Below are 21045 nucleotides of genomic sequence, written 5' to 3'. Positions count from 1 at the left end.
CGGACGTCATCGGTACGGCGCTGGTCACTACGGTGCGGTTTGTCGGAGTGGTTCGTCGGAGGTGCGGTTCGTCGGAGGTGCGGTTCGTCGGAGGAGTTCGTCGGAGTGGTTGCCGCGTCGATCAGGTGAACTCGCGGAGGAGTTCGGCGACCCGGAAGGCCAGGTCGACGCTCTGACGCCCGTTGAGGCGTGGATCGCAGACCGTCTCGTAGCGGTCGTCGAGTTGGGTGTCGTCCAATTCCTCGGCGCCGCCCAAGCACTCGGTGACGTCGTCGCCGGTGAGCTCGACGTGGATGCCGCCGGGCCAGGTGCCCTCGGCGCGGTGCGCCCGCACGAACCCGCCGATTTCGCGGAGGACGTCGTCGAAGTGACGCGTCTTGCGTCCGCTCGGCGCCGTGAACGTGTTGCCGTGCATGGGGTCGCACGCCCACACGACCGGGTGCCCGGAGTCGGTGACGGCACGAAGCAGCGGGCGCAGGCCGTCTTCGATGTGATCTGCACCCATCCGTGTGATGAGGGTCAAGCGGCCGGGGATACGCGACGGGTTGAGCACTTCGCACAGCTCGATCAGATAGTCGGCGGTGGTGGTCGGCCCGACCTTGCAGCCGATCGGGTTACCGACGCCGCGCAGGAACTCGACGTGCGCGCCGTCGAGCTCGCGGGTGCGTTCACCGATCCACAGCATGTGTGCCGAGCAGTCGTACCAGCCGCCCGTGAGCGAGTCGCGTCGGGTGAGCGCTTCTTCGTAGCCGAGCAGCAGCGCTTCGTGCGACGTGAAGACATCCACTTCGGAGAGGACGGCGTTCTGTTCGGTCTCGATACCGCAGGCACGCATGAACGACAGTGCCCGCTCGATCTCCGATGCGAGCTTCTCGTAGCGTTTGCCCTGTGGGCTGGCGGCGACGAACTCCTGGGTCCACGAGTGCACGCGTGACAGATCAGCGAAGCCACCCTTGGTGAACGCTCGCAGCAGGTTGAGTGTCGACGCCGACTGGTGGTAGGCCTGGACGAGGCGTTCGGGGTTCGGCATTCGAGCGGCTTCGGTGGTGGTCGGGTCGTTGACGATGTGGCCTCGGAACGACGGGATCTCGAGGTCACCGACCTTCTCGAAGTCGGACGAGCGCGGCTTCGCGAACTGCCCGGCCATGCGTCCGACCTTCACCGTCGGGACGCCGACGGAGTAGGTGAGGATGATCGCCATCTGCAAGATGACCCGCAGCTTCTCCCGGATGTTGTCGGCGGAGAACTCCTCGAAGCTCTCCGCGCAGTCGCCGGCCTGCAGGAGGAAGGCGTTGCCGGCGGCGACTTGGCCGAGGTGGCTCTGCAGGGAGCGGCATTCCTCTGCGAAGATCAGCGGTGGCATCGACGCGATCGTCTTCAATGACTGATCGAGTGCGCCGGGGTCCGGCCAATGTGGCTGCTGCCCGGCACGACGCTCCTGCCACGAACTCGGCGACCACTGTTCACGCGATGACATCGGGCCAGGCTATCCGGGCACCTTGCCGAGGCGAGCGAACGAGGCGAGCGAACGGGTCGAGCGAACGACAGGTGTTGGCAGCCTCGAAAACGAGCGAAGCGCCCGAGCTTGTCGGCTCGGGCGCTTCGAGGCGTAATTGCGTCGTCGAGCGACGCCTTGCGGCGTCGACTCAGACGGCGAGGATGCGCTCGGCGTCGTCGCGCAGACCGGCGACGGCCCGGCTGACCAGACGACGGGCGGCCTCGGCGGTGACGCCGAGCTGTTCGCCGACTTCGCGGAAGCTCTTGCGCTCACCGTCGACGAGGCCGAAACGGGCCTCGACGGCGAAGCGTGCGCGAGCGTCGAGCGTGTCGAGGAGTTCGTCGAGCAGATCGCTCTCGACGAGTGCCATGACCGCGTCTTCGGGCGTGGTGTCGCCGTTGGCCATCAGGTCGCCGAGGGTGGCATCTCCGTCGTCGCCGACGGTCTTGTCGAGGCTCACCGGGGTGGTGAGGCGGTGCAGTTCGGCGTTCTGCTGGTCGAGGGTCTCGCCGTCGCCGGATGCCTGACGCAGCGCAGCGCGCAGGCTGGCCGAACGATCACCCGGGATGCGGATGAGGCTGGCCTTCTGGTCGAGGGCCCGGCCGATGGCCTGGCGGATCCAGAACGTGGCGTAGGTGGAGAACTTGAAGCCACGGCGCCAGTCGAACTTGTCGACGGCATGCTCGAGGCCGAGGTTGCCTTCCTGGATCAAGTCGAGCAGATCCATGCCCTGGGGCAGGGGGTAGCGACGAGCGATGCTCACCACGAGGCGCAGGTTGGATCGGATGAACCGATCCTTGGCCTTGGCGGCTTCACGAACCTGGCGCTTGAGCGCCACGCCCTTCTTGCCAGCTTCGAGCTGTTCGCGGGCTTCGCGGCCGGCCTCGATGACGCGCGACAGTTCGCGTTCGTCTTCGGCGGTGAGGAGCGGGACCTTGCCGATGTCGTTGAGGTACAGACCAATGGAGTCGTTCATGATGCTTCTAACAACCGTTCGTTGTGTGCGAGATTCCGGATGAGCACTGTGCCTTGTGGCACAACGGCATCGTCTGGCTGGATCGTGGACCCGGGGCGAGCAGCGACGCTCGAAACAGGTGATCGGAACAACAGGCGCTGCACGTGAGAGGTTTCCCTCTCAAGATTGCTTGAAACCGGAACGTTGGGGGTGATTTGGGGGACGTTTCACAGTAACAGGTCTGTCAAGTCCCATTCCGGTCGTTTGCGTTCCTTTTCGTGATTTCAAACGTACGCTGGTAGATCGTGCCGGATTCCGATGGGGAGCTCACCCGACGTGGCGACTCCGCCGCAGAGCGTCACGAAACGGCTCTCGGATCTGCGGCGAGTCTCGCCCGCCACCCGGGCCCGGTGCGAGTCGGTTTGTTCGGGGGCACCTTCGATCCGCCGCATGTCGGACACCTCGTCACCGCCGTCAACGTCGCCCACGAGCTCCAGCTCGACGTCGTCGTGCTGATGGTGAACAACGTGGCCTGGCAGAAGGAGGGGATCCGTGAGATCACTCCGGCCGAAGATCGCTACGCGCTCGTCGCTGCGGCAGTGTCGACGGTCGACCGTCTGCAGCCCGGGCGTCACGAGATCGAGCTCGGTGGCAACAGCTACACGGCAGACACGTTGCGGGTCTTGCGTGACGAGTATCCCGAGGCGGAGTTCTTCACGATCATCGGCGACGATGCGGCCGCGGGGCTCCACACGTGGGAGCGATACGAGGAAGTCGTTGCGCAGTCACGCCTCGTCGTCGTCGATCGTCCGGGTGAGCCGGTGGAACTGCCCGACGACGTCGACTGGATCCGTGTGGAGGTGCCGCGCCTCGAGGTATCGAGTACGGATCTTCGGCGTCGATTCACCGACGGTCGGCCACTCGACTATCTCGTCACCAACCCGGTGCTCCGCGTGATCGCGGAGCGTGGGCTGTACGGCGTGGCGCGTGGACAAGATGTGCGCGATCGCGCCGGTGAAACGGTCGGTGTCGATGTGCGTGTCGGCGGTGGTTCCGCGTGACCGCGAACCCGAGTCGTCGACGTCGCGTGACGCAGCTCGGGGCGATCGCTGCGGTGGCGTTCATGTTCGCGGCCGCGGTCGCAGTCGTCGTGGGCATTTCGACGCTGCGGACCTCGGAGGCGGGCCGAGCGGTGGCTGGGGACGAGCGAGTGGTCGAAGCGTTCCCCTCGACGCCCAACCTCGGCGTGGCGATCGTCGACGATCTCGACCGCCTCACGTCGCTCGCCATCGTGACGCTCGACCCGAGTGGTGTCGGGGGCAGCATCGTCACCATGCCGGTCAATGTCGACACCACGCTCGGGCTCGGTCGCCAACGGGAACCACTGAGTAGTAGGCCGTTCTCGCCCGACGCGCCCGAGGACGCAGCAGCGTTGCAGTTGGCGCTGGAATCGATGCTCGGTCTGACCGTCGAACGCGCACTGGTGATCGGCCCGGACGGTGCTGCGGAGTTCGTCGATCGGATCTCCCCGCTGCGCGTCGATCTGCCCCAGCGCGTCGTCGACGCCGACAGCGACGGAACCGGATTCGTCGCCGCCGCAGGGGAGCGCTCGTTGACAGCGGACCAGGTGGTCGCCGCGCTGACCGCGATCGACATCGACGGAACGAGCTACGACCAGCATGCTGTCGACGTCGCACTCTGGTCGGCGATCGCGTTCGCCGGATCGTCGTCGCGCGATGTCGACGTGTCCCTCGACGAGTTCGGCCGCCCCGTCGCGCCGACGACACCTGACGAACTGCTCGACCGGCTCTTCACCGGGACTATCGGCGCCCGTGACCTTGCGATCGACCGTTCGACCGCTCGCGGCACCGACAACGACGACGGTGCCGACTTCGTGCTCCTCGACCGGACCGATGCGATCCTCGTCTTCGCCGAGATCTCGCCCGCCCTCGTGTCGACGCCGAACGAGTCGTCGACGTTCCAGATCGTGGCTCGATTCAACGACGAGCAGGTGGCGACGGTCGGGGAGGGGTCGTCGACGGTCGGGTTGTTGCGAGAGTTGATCGGCGAGATCCAGTTCGCGCGCGGCAACGTCGTGTCGGTGCGGTCGGCGCCAGCGGTCGAGGGCGTCGGTGAGGTGACGCGTCTCGAGGTCCGTGACGAATCGCTGGTTCGAGTGGTCGAAGAGGCCGGCCCGATCCTGTTCGGGGAGGTCGAGGTGGTCGTCGCCACGCGGCTGGTTGAGGGCGTCGACGTGGTCGCCGTGCTCGGCACCGACTTCCTCGACCATCGAGCCGAACTCCGAGCCCAAGAGGAGGCGTCGGCGGCGGACTCGGTCGACGTCGATCCGACCGACGGCGCCGACTTCGACATCTCCGGCGACGCCCCAGATGTCGACAGCGATGTTGACCCGGATATCGGCAGCGATGCCGGCAGCGATGCGATCACGGGCGGCGACGAGTCGACCGGTAGCGATGACGGCAGCGATACCGTGCCCGCAGATGAATGACGACAGCGGCGCCTCGAGCGCATCCGATTCGGTCGACGCCGCCGCGTCCCCAGATGATTCCGGCGAGGCGTTGGCGGTGCTCGCAGCGCGTACGGCCGATGACCGCAAGGCGACCGACATCTTGGTGCTCGACGTCGGGGCCGTGCTGTCGATCACCGGGTACTTCGTGATAGCGAGCGCGAGCAACGGGCGACTCGTACGCAACGTGGCCGACGAGATCGAGCGTGCGGCAAAGGAGCAACTCGGCCGTTCGCCAGCACGCGTCGAAGGCCTGCGAGAACAGCAGTGGACGCTCATCGACTACGGCGACGTGGTCGTGCACGTGTTCGTCGACGAGATGCGCGAGTTCTACGAGATCGAGCGGTTGTACGGCGACGTGCCCCGCATCGCCTGGCAGCGCTGACTCTCGCTCGGCAACGAGAATTTCGCTCGCCGGAATCGTTGTCATCGCTCGGCCGCCGGCGGTAACGTACAGCGCTCCTTCAACCGGGGGGCTATAGCTCAGTTGGTAGAGCGCTTCCATGGCATGGAAGAGGTCAGGAGTTCGATTCTCCTTAGCTCCACGAAGAAGCCCCAGGTCAGAGCACCTGGGGCTTTTGTTGTTTTCGGGTTCGGCGGCCCTCGGGGACCTCAACGGGGACCCTCACCGGACTGATGTTGACGCGGTTTCTTGGACACCTGATTACGCGGGAGACCGTGTAGGAAGGAGGCCCAGATGGGTCGTCCGAACAAGTACCCCGATCAGTTCCGCAAGGACGCGATCGAACTCGCCAGAACATCTGGCCGGCCGATCGCGGAGGTCGCCCGGTCGTTGAACATCGCAGAGGGCACCCTGTGGAACTGGGTGCGCGCCGCACGCGATGCCGACAGCCGAGCGGGTGACCCGGCGGCGTTGTCGGAGTCCGAGCGCGACGAGTTGGCCCGGTTGCGTTAGCAGGTGATCGAGCTGCAAACGGACAAAGAGATCCTTCGTCGGGCGGCTGCGTATTTCGCCCGCGAGACGATGCGGTGATCCGCTTCCGCTTCGTCCACGACCACCTCGGCGACTTCGACGTCAAGCGGATGTGTGACCTCGTCGAGGTGCCTCGGTCGTCGTTCGACGCGGGGCTCACCCATACACCATCGGCACGCGACATCGCCGATGCCGAACTCCTCGTGACGATCCGAGAGATCTACGAACGGTCCCGCGGCAGCTACGGAGCGCCGCGCGTCTACGGGCAGTTGCGTCGTCGAGGTCACCGGGTCGCCCGATCCCGTGTCGCTCGGCTGATGCGCGCGAACAACCTGGTCGGGGCGCATTCGCCGCGCAAGTGGCGGCGTGGTCGACCGGACCTGGGCGGGCCACCTGATCTGTTGCACCGGAACTTCGCTGCGTCGGCTCCGAACCAGCGGTGGGTCGCGGACGTGACGGAGTTCAAGACCGGCGAGGGCAAGCTCTACCTCGCTGGGATCCGCGATCTGTTCCACCGGGGCATCGTTGGCTGGGACACCTCCGGGCGTCAGGACACCAACCTCGTTGTCGCTGCGCTCGAGATGGCGTTGGCCCGCACGGGCAACCCGGTCGAGGTGATCCACCATGCGGACAAGGGATCGATCTACACGTCGTTGGATTTCGCGTTCGCTGCCGGCAACCACGACATGTCCCTGTCGTTCGGGTCCACCGGCGACGCGTACGACAACGCCGCGATGGAAACATTCTGGGCCCGGCTGAAGGTTGAGATCACCTGGATCCGCGGGACGATCTGGTTCCCCAGCCGAGCCGAAGCGCACGCCTACCTTTTCGAGTTCATCGAGGTCTTCTACAACCGGCAACGACACCAGAGCAGCCTCGGCCACCTCACCCCATCCGAATATGCTGACAAGTGGCGCCACGACCACGGCCAGCCGAATCTGCCATAACCCCGTGTCCAAGAAACCGGTGCAACTTCATCCCTGGGTTGCTCACCCAGGTGTGCAGCGGTGGATGAGGTCGCGTACCCGTCGGATCACAGCGTTCGGCTGGCCCAGCAGCTCGGCTCGTTCGTGCAGGGTCGCGGAAAGCACGAAGCCGTGCTCGATGAGGGCGGCTGCGAACGTGATGTCCTTCTCTCGCCCGGCGACGAGCTTCGACACGACGAGATCGTGCGGTTCCAGGCAGCGAGCGTACCCGGGTCGGGAATCCGACCTGTCGAGGATCTCGGCTCGGTCCTCCCAGCCAGCCGGGAGCACCGCCGTGCTGATCTCGACGCCCTGCGCGTAGTAGCCGTACGTCTCGTGGAACTGTGAAAGCTCTCCGATCGCCCCGTCGACGGCATCGGCCTTGCTTGCATCGATGTCGTTGCGGAACGCGACGTCAGCCTCCATCGACATCGTGGCCTCCTCCGGCAAGCGTCCGACATCTGCTGCCCCGAGGATCGATTGGCTCCCGATGATGACGATGTCACCGTCGCCGGTGACTATCGCGGCAGCTCGAACGACATGTGCGAGTTGCTCACGATTCATCGGCGGCCCCGCGGATTGCCGACGTCGTGCGATCGCCAGGCCTCCAGAGCTGTCCGGCGCTGCTCCTCGGTGAGTGCGCCGGCGAACGGAGAGTTCTGCCTGAGCTCCCGCCCACGCAGTGAGCGATCGGTGAGCGCCGCAAGGATTCGATCGACAGGGCCGTTCAAGAGGCGCGTCCACTCGTCGAGCCACCTCTTGGCCTGTCCTCGAGCATTGGGACGCATCTTGTCGAGGTGACGGAGCGCGTCACCGATCATGCGTTCGGGCTCGGTGGCGATCCGGCCGGCGACGACGTAGGCAAGCCAGAGGCTGCGACGTTCGTCGCGACTCAGCCGGTCGGTTCTCGTCTTGAGGGCTTCGACGTTCTCGCGCGAGATGCGGCGATGCGTGCCCACGGTGGTGTAGGGAAGGTCACCCCGGTCGCACAGGTCGACGACGTGCTGGCGCGTGCAGTTCAGGATCTTTGCTGCCTCACCGGTGGTGAGCAGTTCGTCTCCCCGGGGTTGGAGATTGGGGTCACTCGCGACGCCACGCATGTCGATAGGCTACGCCGTAAACACAAGAAACACAATAGTCGTCGTTTGGTTGTGTTTCTTGGGTATGGCGCTTGAGGGCGTCGCAGTCGTACCGATCCAGGTGATCGGGCTGAACTCAGGCGGAATCCTGTCTCTCGCGGCGAGAACATCCGATCACGATGGGTCCTGAGTCCTCTTCCTCTTGGTCATCAACGTGGTGTTGATGCTTCCTTCGTCGCCTGATCGGAGATTCCGAACACCGACCGTCCTCGAGCACTCCTGCACATGGGCAGCACAGGCGCTGCACGCGTTCGGAAGCGCGCCCGGGCGGGATGCTGCCGCACACACAGGGTGTCGCCGTCGCTTGACCGATCTGGCGAGTCGGTGATGCTTGCGATGGGCGCGCGATATCTCGGCGCCGACGGCGTCATCGGACCAGGTGGCCATGCCACGTCCGCACGTCGACAGGGTGGACGTCGCACAGGTGTACGTCGGCGAACACGGCGAAGATGTGGCGGAGCTGGCACTCGTAGATCTCGCGCGTCCGCGGACGCACCGGCCGCTCCGCGACCCACCGGGTCGCGTACTCGCCGAACGGGATCTTGCCAGCGTTCGGGTCGATCCCGACGCCGCGGAGCATGTCGGCCTTGGTCGTGGCGAGCCAGCGTCTCGCGTCGGTCTTGTTGGCGAACGTCGTGTCGGCCGGGATCTGTTTGCCGACGTGCCGGTAGCGCTCTTGGTAGCGGCAGCTGGCGGATGCTGCCGAAGGAACCGGCTCGGGCCGCGGAAGGCTGTCCGTGCTCGGTGCCAACTCGGCAGGTATGTCTAGGCGCTCCGGCCCGCGGGGCCCATCGGCGTTCCGCTCGCCCGGCCAGGAAAGCAATCCTGAACTGGGGTTTTCTTGGAGCGGACGACGGGAATCGAACCCGCATCATCAGCTTGGAAGGCTGAGGTTCTAGCCGTTGAACTACGTCCGCTAGAGCGCCGGAGTGTATCTGGTTCGGCGAAAACCCGACCCGGGTCAGGAGGCGAGCAGTGCGAGCAGTGCGTGACGCCAGGTCTCCTCGACCGCTTCGGGGTCGAGGCCGATCTGGCGGCTCAGCAGGTCGTAGCTCTCGTTGCTCATCGTGACCAGCACCGCCAGTACGACGCGCTCGGCTTCCTCGGTCGGCAGTGCCCCGAGCTCGGGAGCGAAGTGGATCTCGATTTGCTGGCGGTTGCCGACGAGCACGGCGTCGAGTGCTTCGCCGACTTCGGGGATCCGAACCGAGTGCATCTGCGCGATGCGGCCGAGCATGTGGGTGCGCTCGTAGGTGCGGAGTCGGGTGTGAATGATCCGGTCGATGCGAACGGCGAGGTCACCACGTCCGATCTGATGGATCCTGGTGAGGGGCAGTGCCTCAGTGATTTCTCGTGTGATGGCAGCGTGCGCCAGATCGCGCAAGTCGACGAAGTAGCGGAACAGTGAGCGGTCCGACACACCAGCGCGCTTCGCGATCTCCGACACGGTCGGGACGAGGTGCCCCTCTCCGACCAGATCGATGAGCGCCTGGATGACAGCCTCACGGTTTCTGATCCGGCGTTTGGAGCGACCGTCGACCTCGTCGACGTCGTCGTCGGCTACCTCTGCAGCTTCGTCACGAATCGGCTCAACCGCTCCCATACTCGCAAGGTAGCCCCGATCTCACGAACGTCATGAACTCTTCGCAATCTGATCGTCCCGCCGTCGAGCCCGCCGAGTCGCTCGTCGCTCGCGTCCGCAAACTCCTCGACAAAGCGGAGCGCACTGACAACGAACACGAGTCCGAAGCGTTCGCTCGTAAGGCCGCCGAACTCGTCGCTCACTATCGGATCCAGCCTGAGCAGCTCGCCGACGCAGGCGCGCGTGACGACCTCGGCATCGTCGAACTCAACATCGGTCGCGGCGCTTACGTACGCGGCAGGCTCGCCTTGCTCATGGCGGTCGCCGCGGCGCACGATGTCCGAGTGGTCTTCCGGGCGCTGCCGGGCGGCACCGTCGCGTATGCCGCCGGCCATCGTCGCGATCTCGACGTCGTCGAGGTGATGTACACCTCGCTGCATCAACAAGCGAGCGGCCAGATGGCGATGATCAAGCGATCGACGGGTGCAGCGACGCAGCGGTTCCGCCGATCGTTCCTGTTCGGCTTCGCCACCCGCCTCGGTGATCTGCTGGCAGAGGCTCGATCCTCGGTCGAAGCGTCTGCGGGTTCTGCCGAGCACGTCGCAGCCAACGCGTTGGCGTTGCAGGAGCGAGCGGAGAAAGTCGACGAGTTCGTTCGCTCGTCGTGGGGTCGTGTTCGAGCCGCCGGTGCCCCGCGCAGCGTGCAGCCCGACGGGTTCGCCAGCGGCGTCTCGGCAGCCGAACGCGCGGATGTCGGCCGGACCCGTCTTGGCGGCCGACCGGCACTCGGATCGGGGCCGACATGAGCATCGACCGCGGGCGCGCCGAGGTGTACGCCGCAGAGACGGCCGCGTTCGACGGCACCGATCTCGAACGCGTTCGCGAGGTCGCCGAGATCATCGGGACGATCGATGCGTTCGCGGCGGGGGAGTGGTGGCCAGGGCCGAAGGTGCGAGCGATCGCCATGCGAGCCGATGCTGCATCGTCGTGCGCTCGAGCGGCCGGCGAGATCGTCGAGATCCGGATCGCCGCGCCCCAAGCGACCTGGGCGACCGCCGCGCACGAACTCGCCCACGCGCTCGCCGGTATCGGCGCTGGCCACGGGCCGACGTATCGCCGAGCGATGCTCGACGTCGTCGACGAGTTCACCAACACCGTCATCGGGGCCCGACGCGCCGACCTCCACGTCGTCCAATTGACCGATGCGTACCAGGCGGCCGGGCTCTCGCTCGGCTGGCGCCGATGGCCCGAGCCGGCTTCGGGTCGACCTTTCGCGCTCTGAACCTCGACCTCACCAACCCGCGCTGGCTCTGCGTCGGTGCCGCGCCGACCATGTGTGGCGACACAGCTGTTCGCGGTCGGTCATGGCCGATGCCGATCCGTGTACCGATCAGGGCGAGGTCGCCGCGCTCCGTTGGAGGCCACTACTGTCGACTCGGTGAGTGGTGGCGGAATTCGAGTCGTGGTGGCCGACGACTCGATCCTGGTCCGCCAGGGCGTCGTGTCGCTGCTCGGTCTCCTGGACGACATCGAGGTGGTCGCTGAGTGCGACGATCTGCCCAGCCTCCTCGACTCGGTCGATCAGCATCGACCCGACGTCGTGCTCACCGACGTGTGCATGCCGCCGTCGATGTCCGACGAGGGGATCCAGGCCGCCATGCAGATTCGGGCGCGGCATCCCGAGACGGGCGTGCTCGTGCTCAGCCAATACGCGGAAGCCAACTATGTGCTGCAACTGTTCAACGGCGGTTCGGAGTACGTCGGCTACCTGCTCAAAGAGCGCGTCGGCGACGGTGAAGAACTCGCGCGAGCGTTGCGAGCGGTCAGCTCCGGTGGCTCGGTCGTCGACCCCGAGATCGTGTCGGTGCTGCTCGGTTCGCAATCGCCAGCGGCATCTGCGGTTCGCCGACTGACACCCCGTGAACGCGACGTGATGAGCCTGATCGCCGAAGGCCACAACAACGCAGCCATCGCTGAGCGGCTCGTGCTCAGCGAGCGAGCCGTGGCCAAGCACATCAACTCGATCTTCTCGAAGCTCGACCTCTCCGAGGCCGACGGGGCCCACAAACGGGTGCGGGCGGTGCTGACGTGGCTCGCTCATTGACGTTCTTCGGGCCAGCGACCGTCGAGGGTGACGAGGTCGCGTGGATTCGTCGGCTGAGGATCCAGTTCCGATCCAATCAGATCTATGCGTTGGTGGTGTTCGTGCTCGGGGTCGTCCTCGCCCTCACGATCGTCGACTCGTGGTGGACGCTGCTGTTCCTCGGCGCGCTCGCGGCTGACATCGTGTTCATCCAGGTGCGGCTCGCGAAGCTCGACGCCGACAACTTCGTCGCCACCGGTGTGATGCTCACCGTGGCCCTCTGGATCCTCGGACTCCTGCTCGCGCCACTCGTCCCGTTCGCGCTTCCGATCCTGATCTTCATGCTGCTTGTCCCGATGCTCGGCGTGGCACCGCTGCTCGACCACCACGAGATCCGGCGCTTCATCGCCGGCTCCGCGCTCGCGCTCACGGCGATGACGGCGCTCGCCGTGCTCGTCGAGAGCCCGATCGAGGATCAGTTGCCGTCGTGGCTTCGCAACGTCGTCGTGATCGTCGGCGTCGGTGTCTTCACGATCCCGGCTGCTGGTGTGCTGCTCGACACCCATGCCCGTCACGCGGAAGGCATCGCTCGCCTGGTCGACTCGAACGCCGCGCTGCGGTCGTCGCGTTCTCGCCTGGTCGGCGTCGCTGATGCGGAGCGCCGACGACTCGAGCGCGACCTTCACGACGGAGCTCAGCAGCGGCTCACGGCGCTCTCGATCCGGCTGCGCATCCTCGCGTCGAAGCGACCGGAATTGGCCGACGACGCGAACGAATTGATCGCCGAGGTGAAGGCGGCGATCGATGAGCTTCGCGACCTGGCTCACGGGCTGTACCCGCCGTTGTTGGAGCGCCGAGGGTTGTCCGAGGCGTTGTCGGCCGCAGCGCGGCGAGCTGCGCTGACGGTGACCGTTCGGGCCCGTGGCGTCGGTCGCCACGAGGAAGCGATCGAGACGGCGGTGTACTTCTGTTGCCTCGAGGCGATCCAGAACACGACCAAGCACGCAGGCCCCGACGCGACCGTGACGATCGAGTTGGTCGAGTCCGACGATCGCCTGGAGCTACAGATCAGCGACGACGGGCTGGGTTTCGATCCCGAGGTGGTCGGCGAGGGGAGAGGGTTGCGGAACATGGCGGACCGGGTCGCTGCCGTCGACGCTGCCCTGCGGATCGAGACCGAGCCCGGTGCCGGCGTGGTCGTGAGCGCCTCGATCCCGCTCGAGACGTCGGGGGTGTAGGCACCCCCTGGACGCACAGGTCCGCATCCCCGAGCGGACACCGGTGACCGTCATCGCCCGCGTTGGCTGTGGCGCCGATGATGGAACGATGGACGGGAGTGCCCTGCTCGACCGCATCCGACGGCCGGTGCCGTCTGTGCGGGTGCCGGTGGCGTTGACGTGGCTCGTGCTGGTGGCGTTGCTGTCGAGTGGTGGTCGGTGATGATCGCTCCGCTCAGCGTGCTCGTGGTCGATGACGACCCCTCGATCGTGGCGCTGATTCGTGCACTGATCGAGGATGTGGGCGGCGACGTATGGGCCACCTTCGCCAGTGGGGAGGACGCACTCGCCGCGTTCGGCGAGGCGGCTGCTGCGGCCGCCGGATTCACCGGCGGCGTGGCGGTCGGTCGCTCCGACGCCGTGCTGACCGGGTTGCCCGACATCGCACTGCTCGATCTGAACCTGCCGGGGATCGATGGGATCGAGTTGGCCAGGCGATTGCACGCGTTGGTGCCGACGATGCGCATGGTGCTCGTGTCGTCGGACGATCGCGGCGACTTGCCGAGCGACGCGCTGATCGGCGGCGCCGATGAGTTCGTGGCCAAGGAGGAACTCGGTCCGGAACGAATCCGTCAGCTCCTCGGCGCCTAGCCGTCTCGGTCGCTCCGTCGTCCGGTAGGTTCAACGCTCCACCAACGGGGTGTAGCGCAGCTTGGTTAGCGCGCCTGCTTTGGGAGCAGGAGGCCGGGAGTTCGAATCTCCCCACCCCGACCACGTTGAGCTGGTGTTTTCCAGCTCGGCGATCGGCTTGACAGGCCGTTGTATCATCGATGTATCAGTCCGGGGGCGGCTGAGTATCGATGGGAGCGCCGATGGCGTGGAAGGCAACGGGTCAACCGACGGTCCGCAAGCAGCGCGGCAAGTGGGTCGTGCGCGTCGACGGGATCGACACCGTCACCGGCAAGCACAAGCCGAAACAGCTCGGCACGTACCAATCCCAGCGATCGGCGAACGCCGCCGCTCGTGAGATGCGCGCCGACGACGTGGCGGTCACGAAGGGCACGGTGAGCTGGCTCGTGCGCCGCTACGTCGCGGGCCGGACCGACATCACGCCGAAGGCGCAGGAGCAGTACGCCTGGGCGATCCCGCACATCGAGGCGGGCCTCGGCGCGATTCAACTCTCGATGCTCGACCGCGACGACGTCGCCGGCTGGATCGAGGGGCTGGCGAACGGCGGCAAGCTGTCGAGGCGGTCGGTGCAGATCTGTCGGACTGTGCTCCGGGCGGCGTTGAGCGAAGCCGTCGATGAAGGCTTGATCCCTCGGAGCCCGGCGGCTCGCGTCGGTCTTCCTCGCACCGTGGCGAAGCCGAAGCGGGAGAAGGAGGCCGAGACGTGGACCGTCGACGAGGTCGAGGCGTTCCTCGAGGCGACGTCGTGGTATCGGTGGGCGATCGCCTTCCGGCTGAATGTGCTCTACGGGCTTCGCCGGAGTGAGCTGCTGGCGTTGAAGTGGGACGACTTTGACGACGAGGCCGAGACGCTCCGGATCGACGAGAGCCTCGTCGCCGTCCGCTTCGGTGCGTCGTGGAGCAACGCGAAGAACGAACGGTCGCGCCGCACGATCCCGCTCGACGACGAGACATTGCGAGTGCTCGCCCGTCGCCGTGCTGAGCAGGCTGCCGAGCGGCTGGCAGCAGGATCAGAGTGGGAGGACAACGATCTGATCATCGCCACTCGCCAGGGCGGGCTCGTGTTGCCGCGGTCGTACGACCGGGCGCTCGAACGGTTCGTCCAGCGAGCCGAGCTGCCGAGGTTGACCTCGCACGGCCTGCGCCACACTGCAGCGACGCACATGGTGCAACAGTCGAAGGACCTCGGCGAGCTACGAGCCATCGCCGACATCCTCGGCCACAGCCCCGAGATGCTCATGAACACCTACGCGCACGCGTTGCCGACGAGTCAGCTTGCGGTCGTCGAGCGGATCGGACGGCGAGGGTGAAAGCGATGGGCGGTGCGAATCGCAGCCCGAACGTGGTTCGGCGATTGGCCGACTTGTTTGCCCGTGTGGCCAAGGGCTCGTCAGCGTCAGCCGACCTCCCGTCTCCGGAGCAGGAGGAGCGAGGATCGACTGGCGACTTTGCGCAGCTCGCTGAAGCGTCGGTTGGTGAGTCGGTGATCTTCTACCGATTCTCGTTCACGATTGGATCGGCGCTGCATCCGGAGGAACTTGCACGACGTTTGTTGGGGAAGAGAGTTGCCGTTGTCGCGGTGGATGGAAGCGGTGAGGTTCTCGTGGGACCGTCCGTCGCTGCAGCGGTCGAGAAACTCGAGAGCCTTGATGCCTCGTTGGAGCGACTAGCGAACCCCACTTTCGGGAAGCTCCTGCGTTTCGGGCTCCGTCACCCTCGCGCAGCGCTGGCCTTGGTGCGGTCGGTTCGGACCCGAACCGCCGAGCAGCCCGAGGCGCAAGGTGCCAGCGAGGATGATGATCGTCGCTCGATTCGGGAGATGGCGGACGGCCTCCGAATTCAGTTCGGGGAGCTTGCCTACTTGGAGGGGCTCGCATCGGTGATTGACGACGAGCTGCTACGTCCGAACTTCGCGGTCAGCGAGCCGTGGATGAGGCTCTCGTTGCCTCCAGTCGCGATCACACATCACGCGGCGTCGGAAGCAGACGTCCTGGACGTGAGCCTGCTCATTCATCGGTCGGGAGAGGCGGTCATGGTCTTCGCATTGCTTCTCGACGCCGATCGTGCATCAGTCGACGTGCTGAACGGGCGCGCCGGGTGCACGGTTCCCGATCTAGTTGCGACGACTATGGACCTCGAACTGGTTGATCTGTATGCGGCAGCACTCGGTGGCCGACCCGGCGAGGGCGAAGTCATCGAAGGAGACGGGCGCTCGCAGATCGAATTCGATCATCCCGATGAACGGGTCTCGCTTGGCGATGTCTTCAGCGTCTACCGGGAGGCGGTTGTCTACGCGGCGACGGGCCAACCGCTTGCCGAGCACCTAGGCGAGTATCTGATGACGCCTCTTCTCAGCGTTCGTGGTCTGGCTGACGCCGAGCATGGGGCCGTTGGCACGTCGCTGGCGATGCACTACAACACGGACTCCCTAACGACCAGCCGAGCGCGGATCTCGGATCGTCTTGTCGCCGGGCCGTTCCATCACTCTGCGGCGACCGTCTACCTGTCGTCGTCGTGCGTCGTCAGTCTGAGCACCGATCGATTCAGAGCCGATCTCTTTGCAGGCGGCCGACAGCCAGATGGCCAGGACTGGATGTACCCCGAGTTCGCTCTCGGGTTGGCGGTAGACCTTGCACTGCTACGGCTCCGGATGATCGAGTCCTTCGGCGCGAGGTTGGCGTCGGCCCACACGACTCGCGATCTCAATGATGCGGCGACGCGGCTGCTGGCCAGCTATCCGGAAGTGAGCGGAGATCGACTGCTGCGCGTCGGAGAGCTATCCGAGGTCGAGGAGGCGCTGCTGAGCCAACACGGGTTTGAAGCGCGCCGAGACGCCGTGCTCGCCCAGCACCAGATATCGCAGGAGTTGGCCGCCGGTCGCGAGTCGGAACGAATCGAGAGGTCGTCGGCGCGCACGCAAGGGCTCGTGGTGCTCCTCACAGTCCTTGTTGCCGTGCTCGGCTCCGTAGGGAGCCTTCTTCAGCCGGAGGTCGAGTCGAGCTGGATGCCAAATGTTGGGAACACTCCATTCGAGGATTGGGGCGCAGTCGTGCTGGTCGCCGTGCCAGCTCTGCTGCTCATCTCGCTGACGCTCGTGTTCGCTACGTCGTTGGTTCGGAGGATCTGGAGACGGGTCTTCAAACCGCCGCCGATTACGCGCCTGCCGACTCCACCCTTTGTCGCGGCGCACAGGCTGCCCGGTGAAGGATTCCGCTTCGTCCGTGGGAGCGAGGATTCTGATTGACGACCGAGATGCTCGCAGGGCCAGCGCTCGTCCCACTGACGTCGCTCGCTCTGGTTAGAAGCTGATCGAGAGTTCTGGGCCGGTCGAGAGTCGCAGCGATGCGTTCGGTGTCAGCAGTTCGGTGGCTCGGCCCTGCCTCGCTTCCTGGCGATGTCGGATCGCTGGAACGTCGGCGCGGTCGCTGGCGAGCGTGAAGTCGAGTGCGTCTCGTGCGGCGTCGAGGGTTGGCTCATCGGTAACGACGAGGGCGAGGTTCTCGGCTCGACCACGAGTCATGCCGACGTAGAGGCCTCGGCAGGTGGTGGCGGGAGTGGCGAGGGTGAGGCTGCGGTCTGCTGTGATGCCCTGAGCGCCGTACTCGCTGGTGGCGTAGGCGAGTTCGACGTGCTCCGCCACGTACGCCGCCGGGAGCGTTGTCGATCCGTGTCCTTCGAGTCGGGACACGGTGAGCTCGCCTCCCGGATGCGTGGCCGTGACGGTCCAGCGTTCCCGATTGCGGACGTGGTCGCCTCGGGATGTGCGGAGGCGGCGGTCGTTGTGTCGGGTGGCGACGATGTCGCCGACCATCGCCCACTCGTCGCCGATCGGGTTGATGGTGTTTGGGTCGAGCTGGCCTGCGCTCGCCCGCGTCGCTTGGATGCGTGCGTTGATAGTGGCGACGTCGTCGTTGCGGGAGGTCGTGATGGCGAGCGTTTCGGCTCGCCGGTCGCAGTCGAGCCAGAGGTCGGCGATCGTGTCGAGGTGTTGGTCGAGGCGCCCGGGTCGGATCCGGTCGAAGGCCTCGTACACGTTGAGTGACTTCGTGTCGCCTCGGCGGAGGGCGAGTGAGGCGTTGGCTTCCCACGGCTCGGTGAAGCGGTGGAGCTGGTCGAGTTCGACGGTGCGGACGTTGTTGCACAGTTCGGTGAACATGCCGCCTCGGCCGACGGGCGCGAGCTGGTGGGGATCGCCGACGAGGACGAGGCGCCACTGGTGTCGCTCGACGTGGTCGACGAGGCGGTGGAGGTCGGCGGTGTTGAGCATCCCGGCTTCATCGACGATGAGGGTGGTGCCGGTCGGGAGTCCGGCGGCGATCGATTCGGGACCCGGATGGTCGAGGTCGTGGATCAGCTTGGCGACGGTGTCGGCTTCGAGGTTGGCTTCCAAGTGGAGGACTTCAGCACCTCGGGTGGTCGGGGCGACGCCGAGGACAGGTCGACCGCGACGCTGGAGGTCGAACACGGCGGTGTCGAGCATTCGGGTCTTGCCAGCGCCGGCCGGCCCGACGACAACCACGAGTTGATCTTCCCCGGCGACGGCTGACGCTGCTTCGAGTTGAGTCTCGTCGAGTCCGAGCGAGTCGAGATCGACGGCGGGGGACGGGTCGTCGAGCTGGGTGCCCATCGCCCAGGTGAGGATGCGCTCCTCCTGGGCGAGGACGTGCTCGCTCGTCGCTTGCACAGCGATGGGCTCGGTCCAGATCGATCGGCCGTCGGATGCTCGGCGGTGGGTTGCGTGGTCAGCTGGGTCGAGGTCGATGCAGTCGGCGAGGACGGTGTCGACCGCTTGCTCGAGGGCGGCGGCCCAGCTCGCTCCGTCGTGTCCGGGTTGGGGCGGGGTGAGGTCGCAGAGGGTGCGGAGGACGTCGAGGCGGTGCCAGACGGAGCGGCGCTCGGCGAGTTCGGCGAGGACCGACTCGACGCTCACGGGATGAGGTGTCGGTGCGTTGCGGGCGGCTGCCGCGATCGATGCTGTGAGTGAGCGGACGTCGACGCCCAGTGCTGCCGCCTCGGCGATCCAGCGGTTGCGTAGCTCGGCGGGGGAGCGGCCGGTCTTGGGTGCCCGTGTGTCTCGGGAGACCTCGCGCTCGATGGCGGCTCGCTCGAAACGGGTCGGCTCCCGTCCGATCTCGTCGATGAACGCGCCGATGCGTTGGTCCATCTCGATGTCGATGTCGGCGGCACGCTTGGAGAACTGGGCGATCAGTTCGGCGGGGACGCCCGAGATCTCGGCGAGGCCATTGTCGATGTCGTCGAAGGCGATGCCAAAACGCTTCGTCAGCTCCGCCCGGAGAACCGACTGGTAGAGGCCGCCGAAGGTGCGTTGGTGCTTCTTGAGGACCCGGGCGTCGAGCGCGTACCAGCGGCCGTCGGGTGTCTGGACCTTGGAGGAGATGATGACGTGGGAGTGCAGCTGGGGGTCGTCGGCGCGGCTGGTCGACTGTCGGAAGACGGCCATGGTGAGGCCGTTGGTGTCGACGTGCATGCGGCGGCCGTTGGATCGGTTGCGGGTGGTCGAGCCGTAGTGCTCGATGGCGGACGCAGCGGCACGGACCGCGATGTCGTGGCACTCGGCGAGTCGTTCGTCGCCGGTGAGGCCCCACCAGATCGACAGCGACTTGGGTGCGGAGAACGTGGCGTCGAAGCCGCCGACGGCCGGGATGGTCTTGCCGTTCGTCGTGATGCGATCGAGAAGTGGGCGACCGAGCGGTTGGCCGGTGCGTGGGTCGAGGCCGGCGAGTACGTCGGACAGGTCGTCGACGGAGACGTCGCCGATGAGGTCGAGGTCGGGTGCCTGGCGGCCGGTCCACCGGCCGGGGATCTCGTGGGCGTCCTTGGCGAGGTAGTTGCCGTAGTACTCGGCGGCGGCTCGTGCGCTGCGGGCGAAGAGGGTGCGGACGCGCATCATGTCGCCTCCCGACCGCCGGCGGGCACCTGTCTCTCGTTGGTGAGTTGGTTTGGTTGGGTGGTGTTTCGGTTCATTGTGGGGGTGGTTGGTTAGGCGGTGAAGAGTTGGGGGTTGGTGTCGGTGGTGGGGTGTGTTCGGTTGGTTCGTGTTGGTGGTGTGGCGGTGGTGCGGGGTGGGTCGGTGTCGTGGTGGTCGGTGGATGTGGGAGTGATGGGTTCGCCGATGAGGTCTTCGATGGCGTGGCGGAGGAATCGGATGGAGTCGCCGACCTTGATGCAGGGGAGGCCGTCCTCGCCGTTGGAGTCGAGGTACAGCCGGGCCTGCTCGTAGGCCTTGGTTCGCCCGATGCGCAGGACGTCCATCACCTCGGCGATGGTCAGCACCGCTGCTCGGGGTTGGTGGGTCGGGTTCGGTTGCATGGGGCCTCCTCGGTGTGGGCGGCATCACTGATGCGTGCCGCTACCTACCGACACGCCGGTGAGCGGGGCGACCGTTACGACATCGGTGGTTCAGCAGGTGCTGAACGACGGCCGTTGAGAAGCGATGTCGTTACCGGCGAACCTTCCCTGGGCTGCGAATGCCGCCATCCCGGGCGGGTGGCCGGACGTACGCTGCAGCTCTATGTCGATGGACGAGGAGCAGCGAGGCGAACACGGTCACCGCACGCTCGACGAGATCCGATCGATCCGGCTCGCACGGATGACTGACCACGAGCGCGCCGAGTTCGAAGCGGCGTACCGGGAGGAGCGTCAGCGGGTCAAGCGCACTGCGCAGTGCTGAGCGCTACGGCAGTTGCGTAGAGGGTTCACTCCGAGTCGTGCCGGCACGGCATTCTCCACATGTAGCGTTGAAGCGACATTCTCTCAAAGTCGCGCTGGCACGACATTCACTGAAAGTCGTGTTAACCTGACATTCGTGAGGGTTCGCAACGTCATCGAGATTGGGGGGCTTCTGCAGCAGCGGCGGAAGGATCTAAATCTGACTCAAGCTGAGGTCGCCGAGCGAGCCGGTGTCTCACGAGACTGGATCGTCTCAATCGAGAACAGTCGTCGATCTTCGATCGAAGTCGACCGCTTGTTGCGAACGCTTGACGCGCTGGGGCTCGAGATCGAGATCTCACCGCGGCTGGAAAGCGCACCGACCGACGCTGATCGCGCAGTACTAGCGACCCTTTCTCGTGCGCGCGCTCCAGGTGGCTTCGATCGGTTCGGAGCCGACTCCCTTCAGGCCGCCGCACTGGCGAGGCTTCGTGAGACTTTCGCCGAGCGCTTTGACTCGGGCCCACTTGCAAGACAGCTCCAGGAGAGTGCCCTGGTGCGCCTGGGCTCCGATGACCGCAGGGTCCTGGAGGCCGCTCTTCAGCCGGGATCGGCGAACCTGCGGGACGCACTGTCGGCGACTGAGACGAACGAGCGACTCCGAAGAGTTCTTGGGGAGCTGAGTGGGGCGGAGTCGCTCAGTGAGGACCTTCGTCACGCGCTCCAGTCCGTACTTCGCTCCGCAGAGAGTCCGGCGGACGAGGCGTAGTGGCCATTCCAGATCTC

22 protein-coding genes and 3 tRNA genes are annotated in these 21045 nt (G+C 66.1%); 16 read left to right on the top strand and 9 right to left on the bottom strand.

The window, feature by feature from the left end; genetic code table 11:
- Positions 1–121: 121 nt before the first annotated feature.
- Together ACE37B_RS03920 and ACE37B_RS03915 are read right to left on the bottom strand one after the other, a co-directional pair.
- Complete coding sequence (locus ACE37B_RS03920; protein ID WP_409921970.1) at positions 122–1477, bottom strand: class II 3-deoxy-7-phosphoheptulonate synthase; 1356 nt, start codon at positions 1475–1477, stop codon at positions 122–124.
- 169 nt (positions 1478–1646) lie between these two features.
- The gene (locus ACE37B_RS03915; RefSeq protein ID WP_409921969.1) at positions 1647–2474 is read right to left on the bottom strand and encodes an RNA polymerase sigma factor RpoD/SigA; all 828 of its coding nucleotides are present in this window, start codon (positions 2472–2474) and stop codon (positions 1647–1649) included.
- Between the two features lie 284 nt (positions 2475–2758).
- Here ACE37B_RS03915 and nadD point away from each other — a divergent pair, with 284 nt between their 5' ends.
- The 6 genes from nadD (at position 2759) to ACE37B_RS03885 (ending at position 6861) form a co-directional block, all read left to right on the top strand.
- Complete coding sequence (nadD, locus tag ACE37B_RS03910) at positions 2759–3514, top strand: nicotinate-nucleotide adenylyltransferase (RefSeq protein ID WP_409921968.1); 756 nt, start codon at positions 2759–2761, stop codon at positions 3512–3514.
- Positions 3515–3540: 26 nt separating this feature from the next.
- A complete protein-coding gene (locus ACE37B_RS03905; RefSeq protein ID WP_409921967.1) occupies positions 3541–4962 on the top strand; it encodes a hypothetical protein in 1422 nt (473 codons plus the stop codon).
- Positions 4955–5365: a ribosome silencing factor gene (gene rsfS, locus ACE37B_RS03900; protein WP_409921966.1), complete on the top strand. Its 411-nt coding sequence runs from the start codon at positions 4955–4957 to the stop codon at positions 5363–5365. The genes ACE37B_RS03905 and rsfS overlap by 8 nt, the downstream gene beginning before the upstream one ends.
- An 87-nt stretch (positions 5366–5452) precedes the next feature.
- Positions 5453–5525, top strand: a tRNA-Ala gene (locus tag ACE37B_RS03895).
- Positions 5526–5677: 152 nt separating this feature from the next.
- Complete coding sequence (locus ACE37B_RS03890; RefSeq protein ID WP_409921965.1) at positions 5678–5896, top strand: transposase; 219 nt, start codon at positions 5678–5680, stop codon at positions 5894–5896.
- A 74-nt stretch (positions 5897–5970) separates the two neighbouring features.
- Positions 5971–6861, top strand: coding sequence for an IS3 family transposase (locus ACE37B_RS03885; protein ID WP_409921964.1), 891 nt, complete (start codon positions 5971–5973; stop codon positions 6859–6861).
- A gap of 42 nt (positions 6862–6903) precedes the next feature.
- Here ACE37B_RS03885 and ACE37B_RS03880 read toward each other — a convergent pair whose 3' ends face one another.
- From ACE37B_RS03880 to ACE37B_RS03860, 5 genes are all read right to left on the bottom strand, one after another.
- Complete coding sequence (locus ACE37B_RS03880; protein ID WP_409921963.1) at positions 6904–7443, bottom strand: DUF6036 family nucleotidyltransferase; 540 nt, start codon at positions 7441–7443, stop codon at positions 6904–6906.
- Positions 7440–7979 carry a helix-turn-helix domain-containing protein gene (locus ACE37B_RS03875; RefSeq protein WP_409921962.1) on the bottom strand — a complete coding sequence of 180 codons (540 nt, stop codon included), beginning with the start codon at positions 7977–7979 and terminating at the stop codon, positions 7440–7442. Before ACE37B_RS03875 ends, ACE37B_RS03880 begins: the two co-directional genes overlap by 4 nt.
- 406 nt (positions 7980–8385) lie before the next feature.
- Positions 8386–8769, bottom strand: a complete 384-nt coding sequence (locus ACE37B_RS03870; protein WP_409921961.1) for a hypothetical protein — start codon at positions 8767–8769, stop codon at positions 8386–8388.
- 91 nt (positions 8770–8860) lie between these two features.
- Positions 8861–8935, bottom strand: a tRNA-Gly gene (locus ACE37B_RS03865).
- 44 nt (positions 8936–8979) lie between these two features.
- Positions 8980–9621 (bottom strand): TetR/AcrR family transcriptional regulator, encoded by a 642-nt coding sequence (locus tag ACE37B_RS03860; protein ID WP_409921960.1) that lies wholly within the window; start codon positions 9619–9621, stop codon positions 8980–8982.
- Between the two features lie 32 nt (positions 9622–9653).
- On the opposite strand from ACE37B_RS03860, the gene ACE37B_RS03855 reads away from it, so the two are divergent.
- The 8 genes from ACE37B_RS03855 to ACE37B_RS03820 all read left to right on the top strand — a co-directional run bounded on the left by ACE37B_RS03855 (position 9654) and on the right by ACE37B_RS03820 (position 16834).
- A complete protein-coding gene (locus ACE37B_RS03855; protein WP_409921959.1) occupies positions 9654–10406 on the top strand; it encodes a DUF2786 domain-containing protein in 753 nt (250 codons plus the stop codon).
- Positions 10403–10882: a hypothetical protein gene (locus ACE37B_RS03850; protein WP_409921958.1), complete on the top strand. Its 480-nt coding sequence runs from the start codon at positions 10403–10405 to the stop codon at positions 10880–10882. The genes ACE37B_RS03855 and ACE37B_RS03850 overlap by 4 nt, the downstream gene beginning before the upstream one ends.
- A 156-nt stretch (positions 10883–11038) precedes the next feature.
- Complete coding sequence (locus tag ACE37B_RS03845; protein ID WP_409921957.1) at positions 11039–11704, top strand: response regulator; 666 nt, start codon at positions 11039–11041, stop codon at positions 11702–11704.
- Positions 11689–12921 carry a sensor histidine kinase gene (locus tag ACE37B_RS03840; RefSeq protein WP_409921956.1) on the top strand — a complete coding sequence of 411 codons (1233 nt, stop codon included), beginning with the start codon at positions 11689–11691 and terminating at the stop codon, positions 12919–12921. The genes ACE37B_RS03845 and ACE37B_RS03840 overlap by 16 nt, the downstream gene beginning before the upstream one ends.
- A 201-nt stretch (positions 12922–13122) precedes the next feature.
- The gene (locus ACE37B_RS03835; RefSeq protein ID WP_409921955.1) at positions 13123–13551 is read left to right on the top strand and encodes a response regulator transcription factor; all 429 of its coding nucleotides are present in this window, start codon (positions 13123–13125) and stop codon (positions 13549–13551) included.
- A 45-nt stretch (positions 13552–13596) separates the two neighbouring features.
- A tRNA-Pro gene (locus ACE37B_RS03830) sits at positions 13597–13674 on the top strand.
- 98 nt (positions 13675–13772) lie between these two features.
- Positions 13773–14900 carry a tyrosine-type recombinase/integrase gene (locus tag ACE37B_RS03825; RefSeq protein ID WP_409921954.1) on the top strand — a complete coding sequence of 376 codons (1128 nt, stop codon included), beginning with the start codon at positions 13773–13775 and terminating at the stop codon, positions 14898–14900.
- Between the two features lie 173 nt (positions 14901–15073).
- The gene (locus ACE37B_RS03820) at positions 15074–16834 is read left to right on the top strand and encodes a hypothetical protein (protein ID WP_409921953.1); all 1761 of its coding nucleotides are present in this window, start codon (positions 15074–15076) and stop codon (positions 16832–16834) included.
- Between the two features lie 54 nt (positions 16835–16888).
- Here the strand turns inward: ACE37B_RS03820 and mobF are convergent, their stop codons facing one another.
- Both mobF and ACE37B_RS03810 read right to left on the bottom strand, forming a co-directional pair.
- The gene (gene mobF / locus ACE37B_RS03815; RefSeq protein WP_409921952.1) at positions 16889–19501 is read right to left on the bottom strand and encodes a MobF family relaxase; all 2613 of its coding nucleotides are present in this window, start codon (positions 19499–19501) and stop codon (positions 16889–16891) included.
- An 89-nt stretch (positions 19502–19590) separates the two neighbouring features.
- Positions 19591–19920, bottom strand: coding sequence for a helix-turn-helix domain-containing protein (locus ACE37B_RS03810; protein WP_409921951.1), 330 nt, complete (start codon positions 19918–19920; stop codon positions 19591–19593).
- 202 nt (positions 19921–20122) lie between these two features.
- Between ACE37B_RS03810 and ACE37B_RS03805 the strand changes: the two genes are divergently transcribed.
- Positions 20123–20281 carry a hypothetical protein gene (locus ACE37B_RS03805; protein ID WP_409921950.1) on the top strand — a complete coding sequence of 53 codons (159 nt, stop codon included), beginning with the start codon at positions 20123–20125 and terminating at the stop codon, positions 20279–20281.
- Between the two features lie 135 nt (positions 20282–20416).
- Positions 20417–21028 carry a helix-turn-helix domain-containing protein gene (locus tag ACE37B_RS03800; protein WP_409921949.1) on the top strand — a complete coding sequence of 204 codons (612 nt, stop codon included), beginning with the start codon at positions 20417–20419 and terminating at the stop codon, positions 21026–21028.
- Positions 21029–21045 lie beyond the last annotated feature (17 nt).

The organism is Ilumatobacter sp. (genome assembly GCF_046290335.1).
Taxonomy (GTDB): domain Bacteria; phylum Actinomycetota; class Acidimicrobiia; order Acidimicrobiales; family Ilumatobacteraceae; genus Ilumatobacter_A.
This window is presented reverse-complemented; position numbering and strand designations above follow the sequence as displayed.

Coding starts and splice junctions, on each gene's coding strand:
- ACE37B_RS03875 (WP_409921962.1), bottom strand. CDS start 7,979: ATGCGTGGCGTCGCGAGTGACCCCAATCTCCAACCCCGGGGAGACGAA.
- ACE37B_RS03860 (WP_409921960.1), bottom strand. CDS start 9,621: ATGGGAGCGGTTGAGCCGATTCGTGACGAAGCTGCAGAGGTAGCCGAC.
- ACE37B_RS03835 (WP_409921955.1), top strand. CDS start 13,123: ATGATCGCTCCGCTCAGCGTGCTCGTGGTCGATGACGACCCCTCGATC.
- ACE37B_RS03805 (WP_409921950.1), top strand. CDS start 20,123: ATGTCGATGGACGAGGAGCAGCGAGGCGAACACGGTCACCGCACGCTC.
- ACE37B_RS03825 (WP_409921954.1), top strand. CDS start 13,773: ATGGCGTGGAAGGCAACGGGTCAACCGACGGTCCGCAAGCAGCGCGGC.
- ACE37B_RS03810 (WP_409921951.1), bottom strand. CDS start 19,920: ATGCAACCGAACCCGACCCACCAACCCCGAGCAGCGGTGCTGACCATC.
- ACE37B_RS03890 (WP_409921965.1), top strand. CDS start 5,678: ATGGGTCGTCCGAACAAGTACCCCGATCAGTTCCGCAAGGACGCGATC.
- ACE37B_RS03855 (WP_409921959.1), top strand. CDS start 9,654: ATGAACTCTTCGCAATCTGATCGTCCCGCCGTCGAGCCCGCCGAGTCG.
- ACE37B_RS03920 (WP_409921970.1), bottom strand. CDS start 1,477: ATGTCATCGCGTGAACAGTGGTCGCCGAGTTCGTGGCAGGAGCGTCGT.
- ACE37B_RS03880 (WP_409921963.1), bottom strand. CDS start 7,443: ATGAATCGTGAGCAACTCGCACATGTCGTTCGAGCTGCCGCGATAGTC.
- rsfS (WP_409921966.1), top strand. CDS start 4,955: ATGAATGACGACAGCGGCGCCTCGAGCGCATCCGATTCGGTCGACGCC.
- mobF (WP_409921952.1), bottom strand. CDS start 19,501: ATGATGCGCGTCCGCACCCTCTTCGCCCGCAGCGCACGAGCCGCCGCC.
- ACE37B_RS03915 (WP_409921969.1), bottom strand. CDS start 2,474: ATGAACGACTCCATTGGTCTGTACCTCAACGACATCGGCAAGGTCCCG.
- ACE37B_RS03850 (WP_409921958.1), top strand. CDS start 10,403: ATGAGCATCGACCGCGGGCGCGCCGAGGTGTACGCCGCAGAGACGGCC.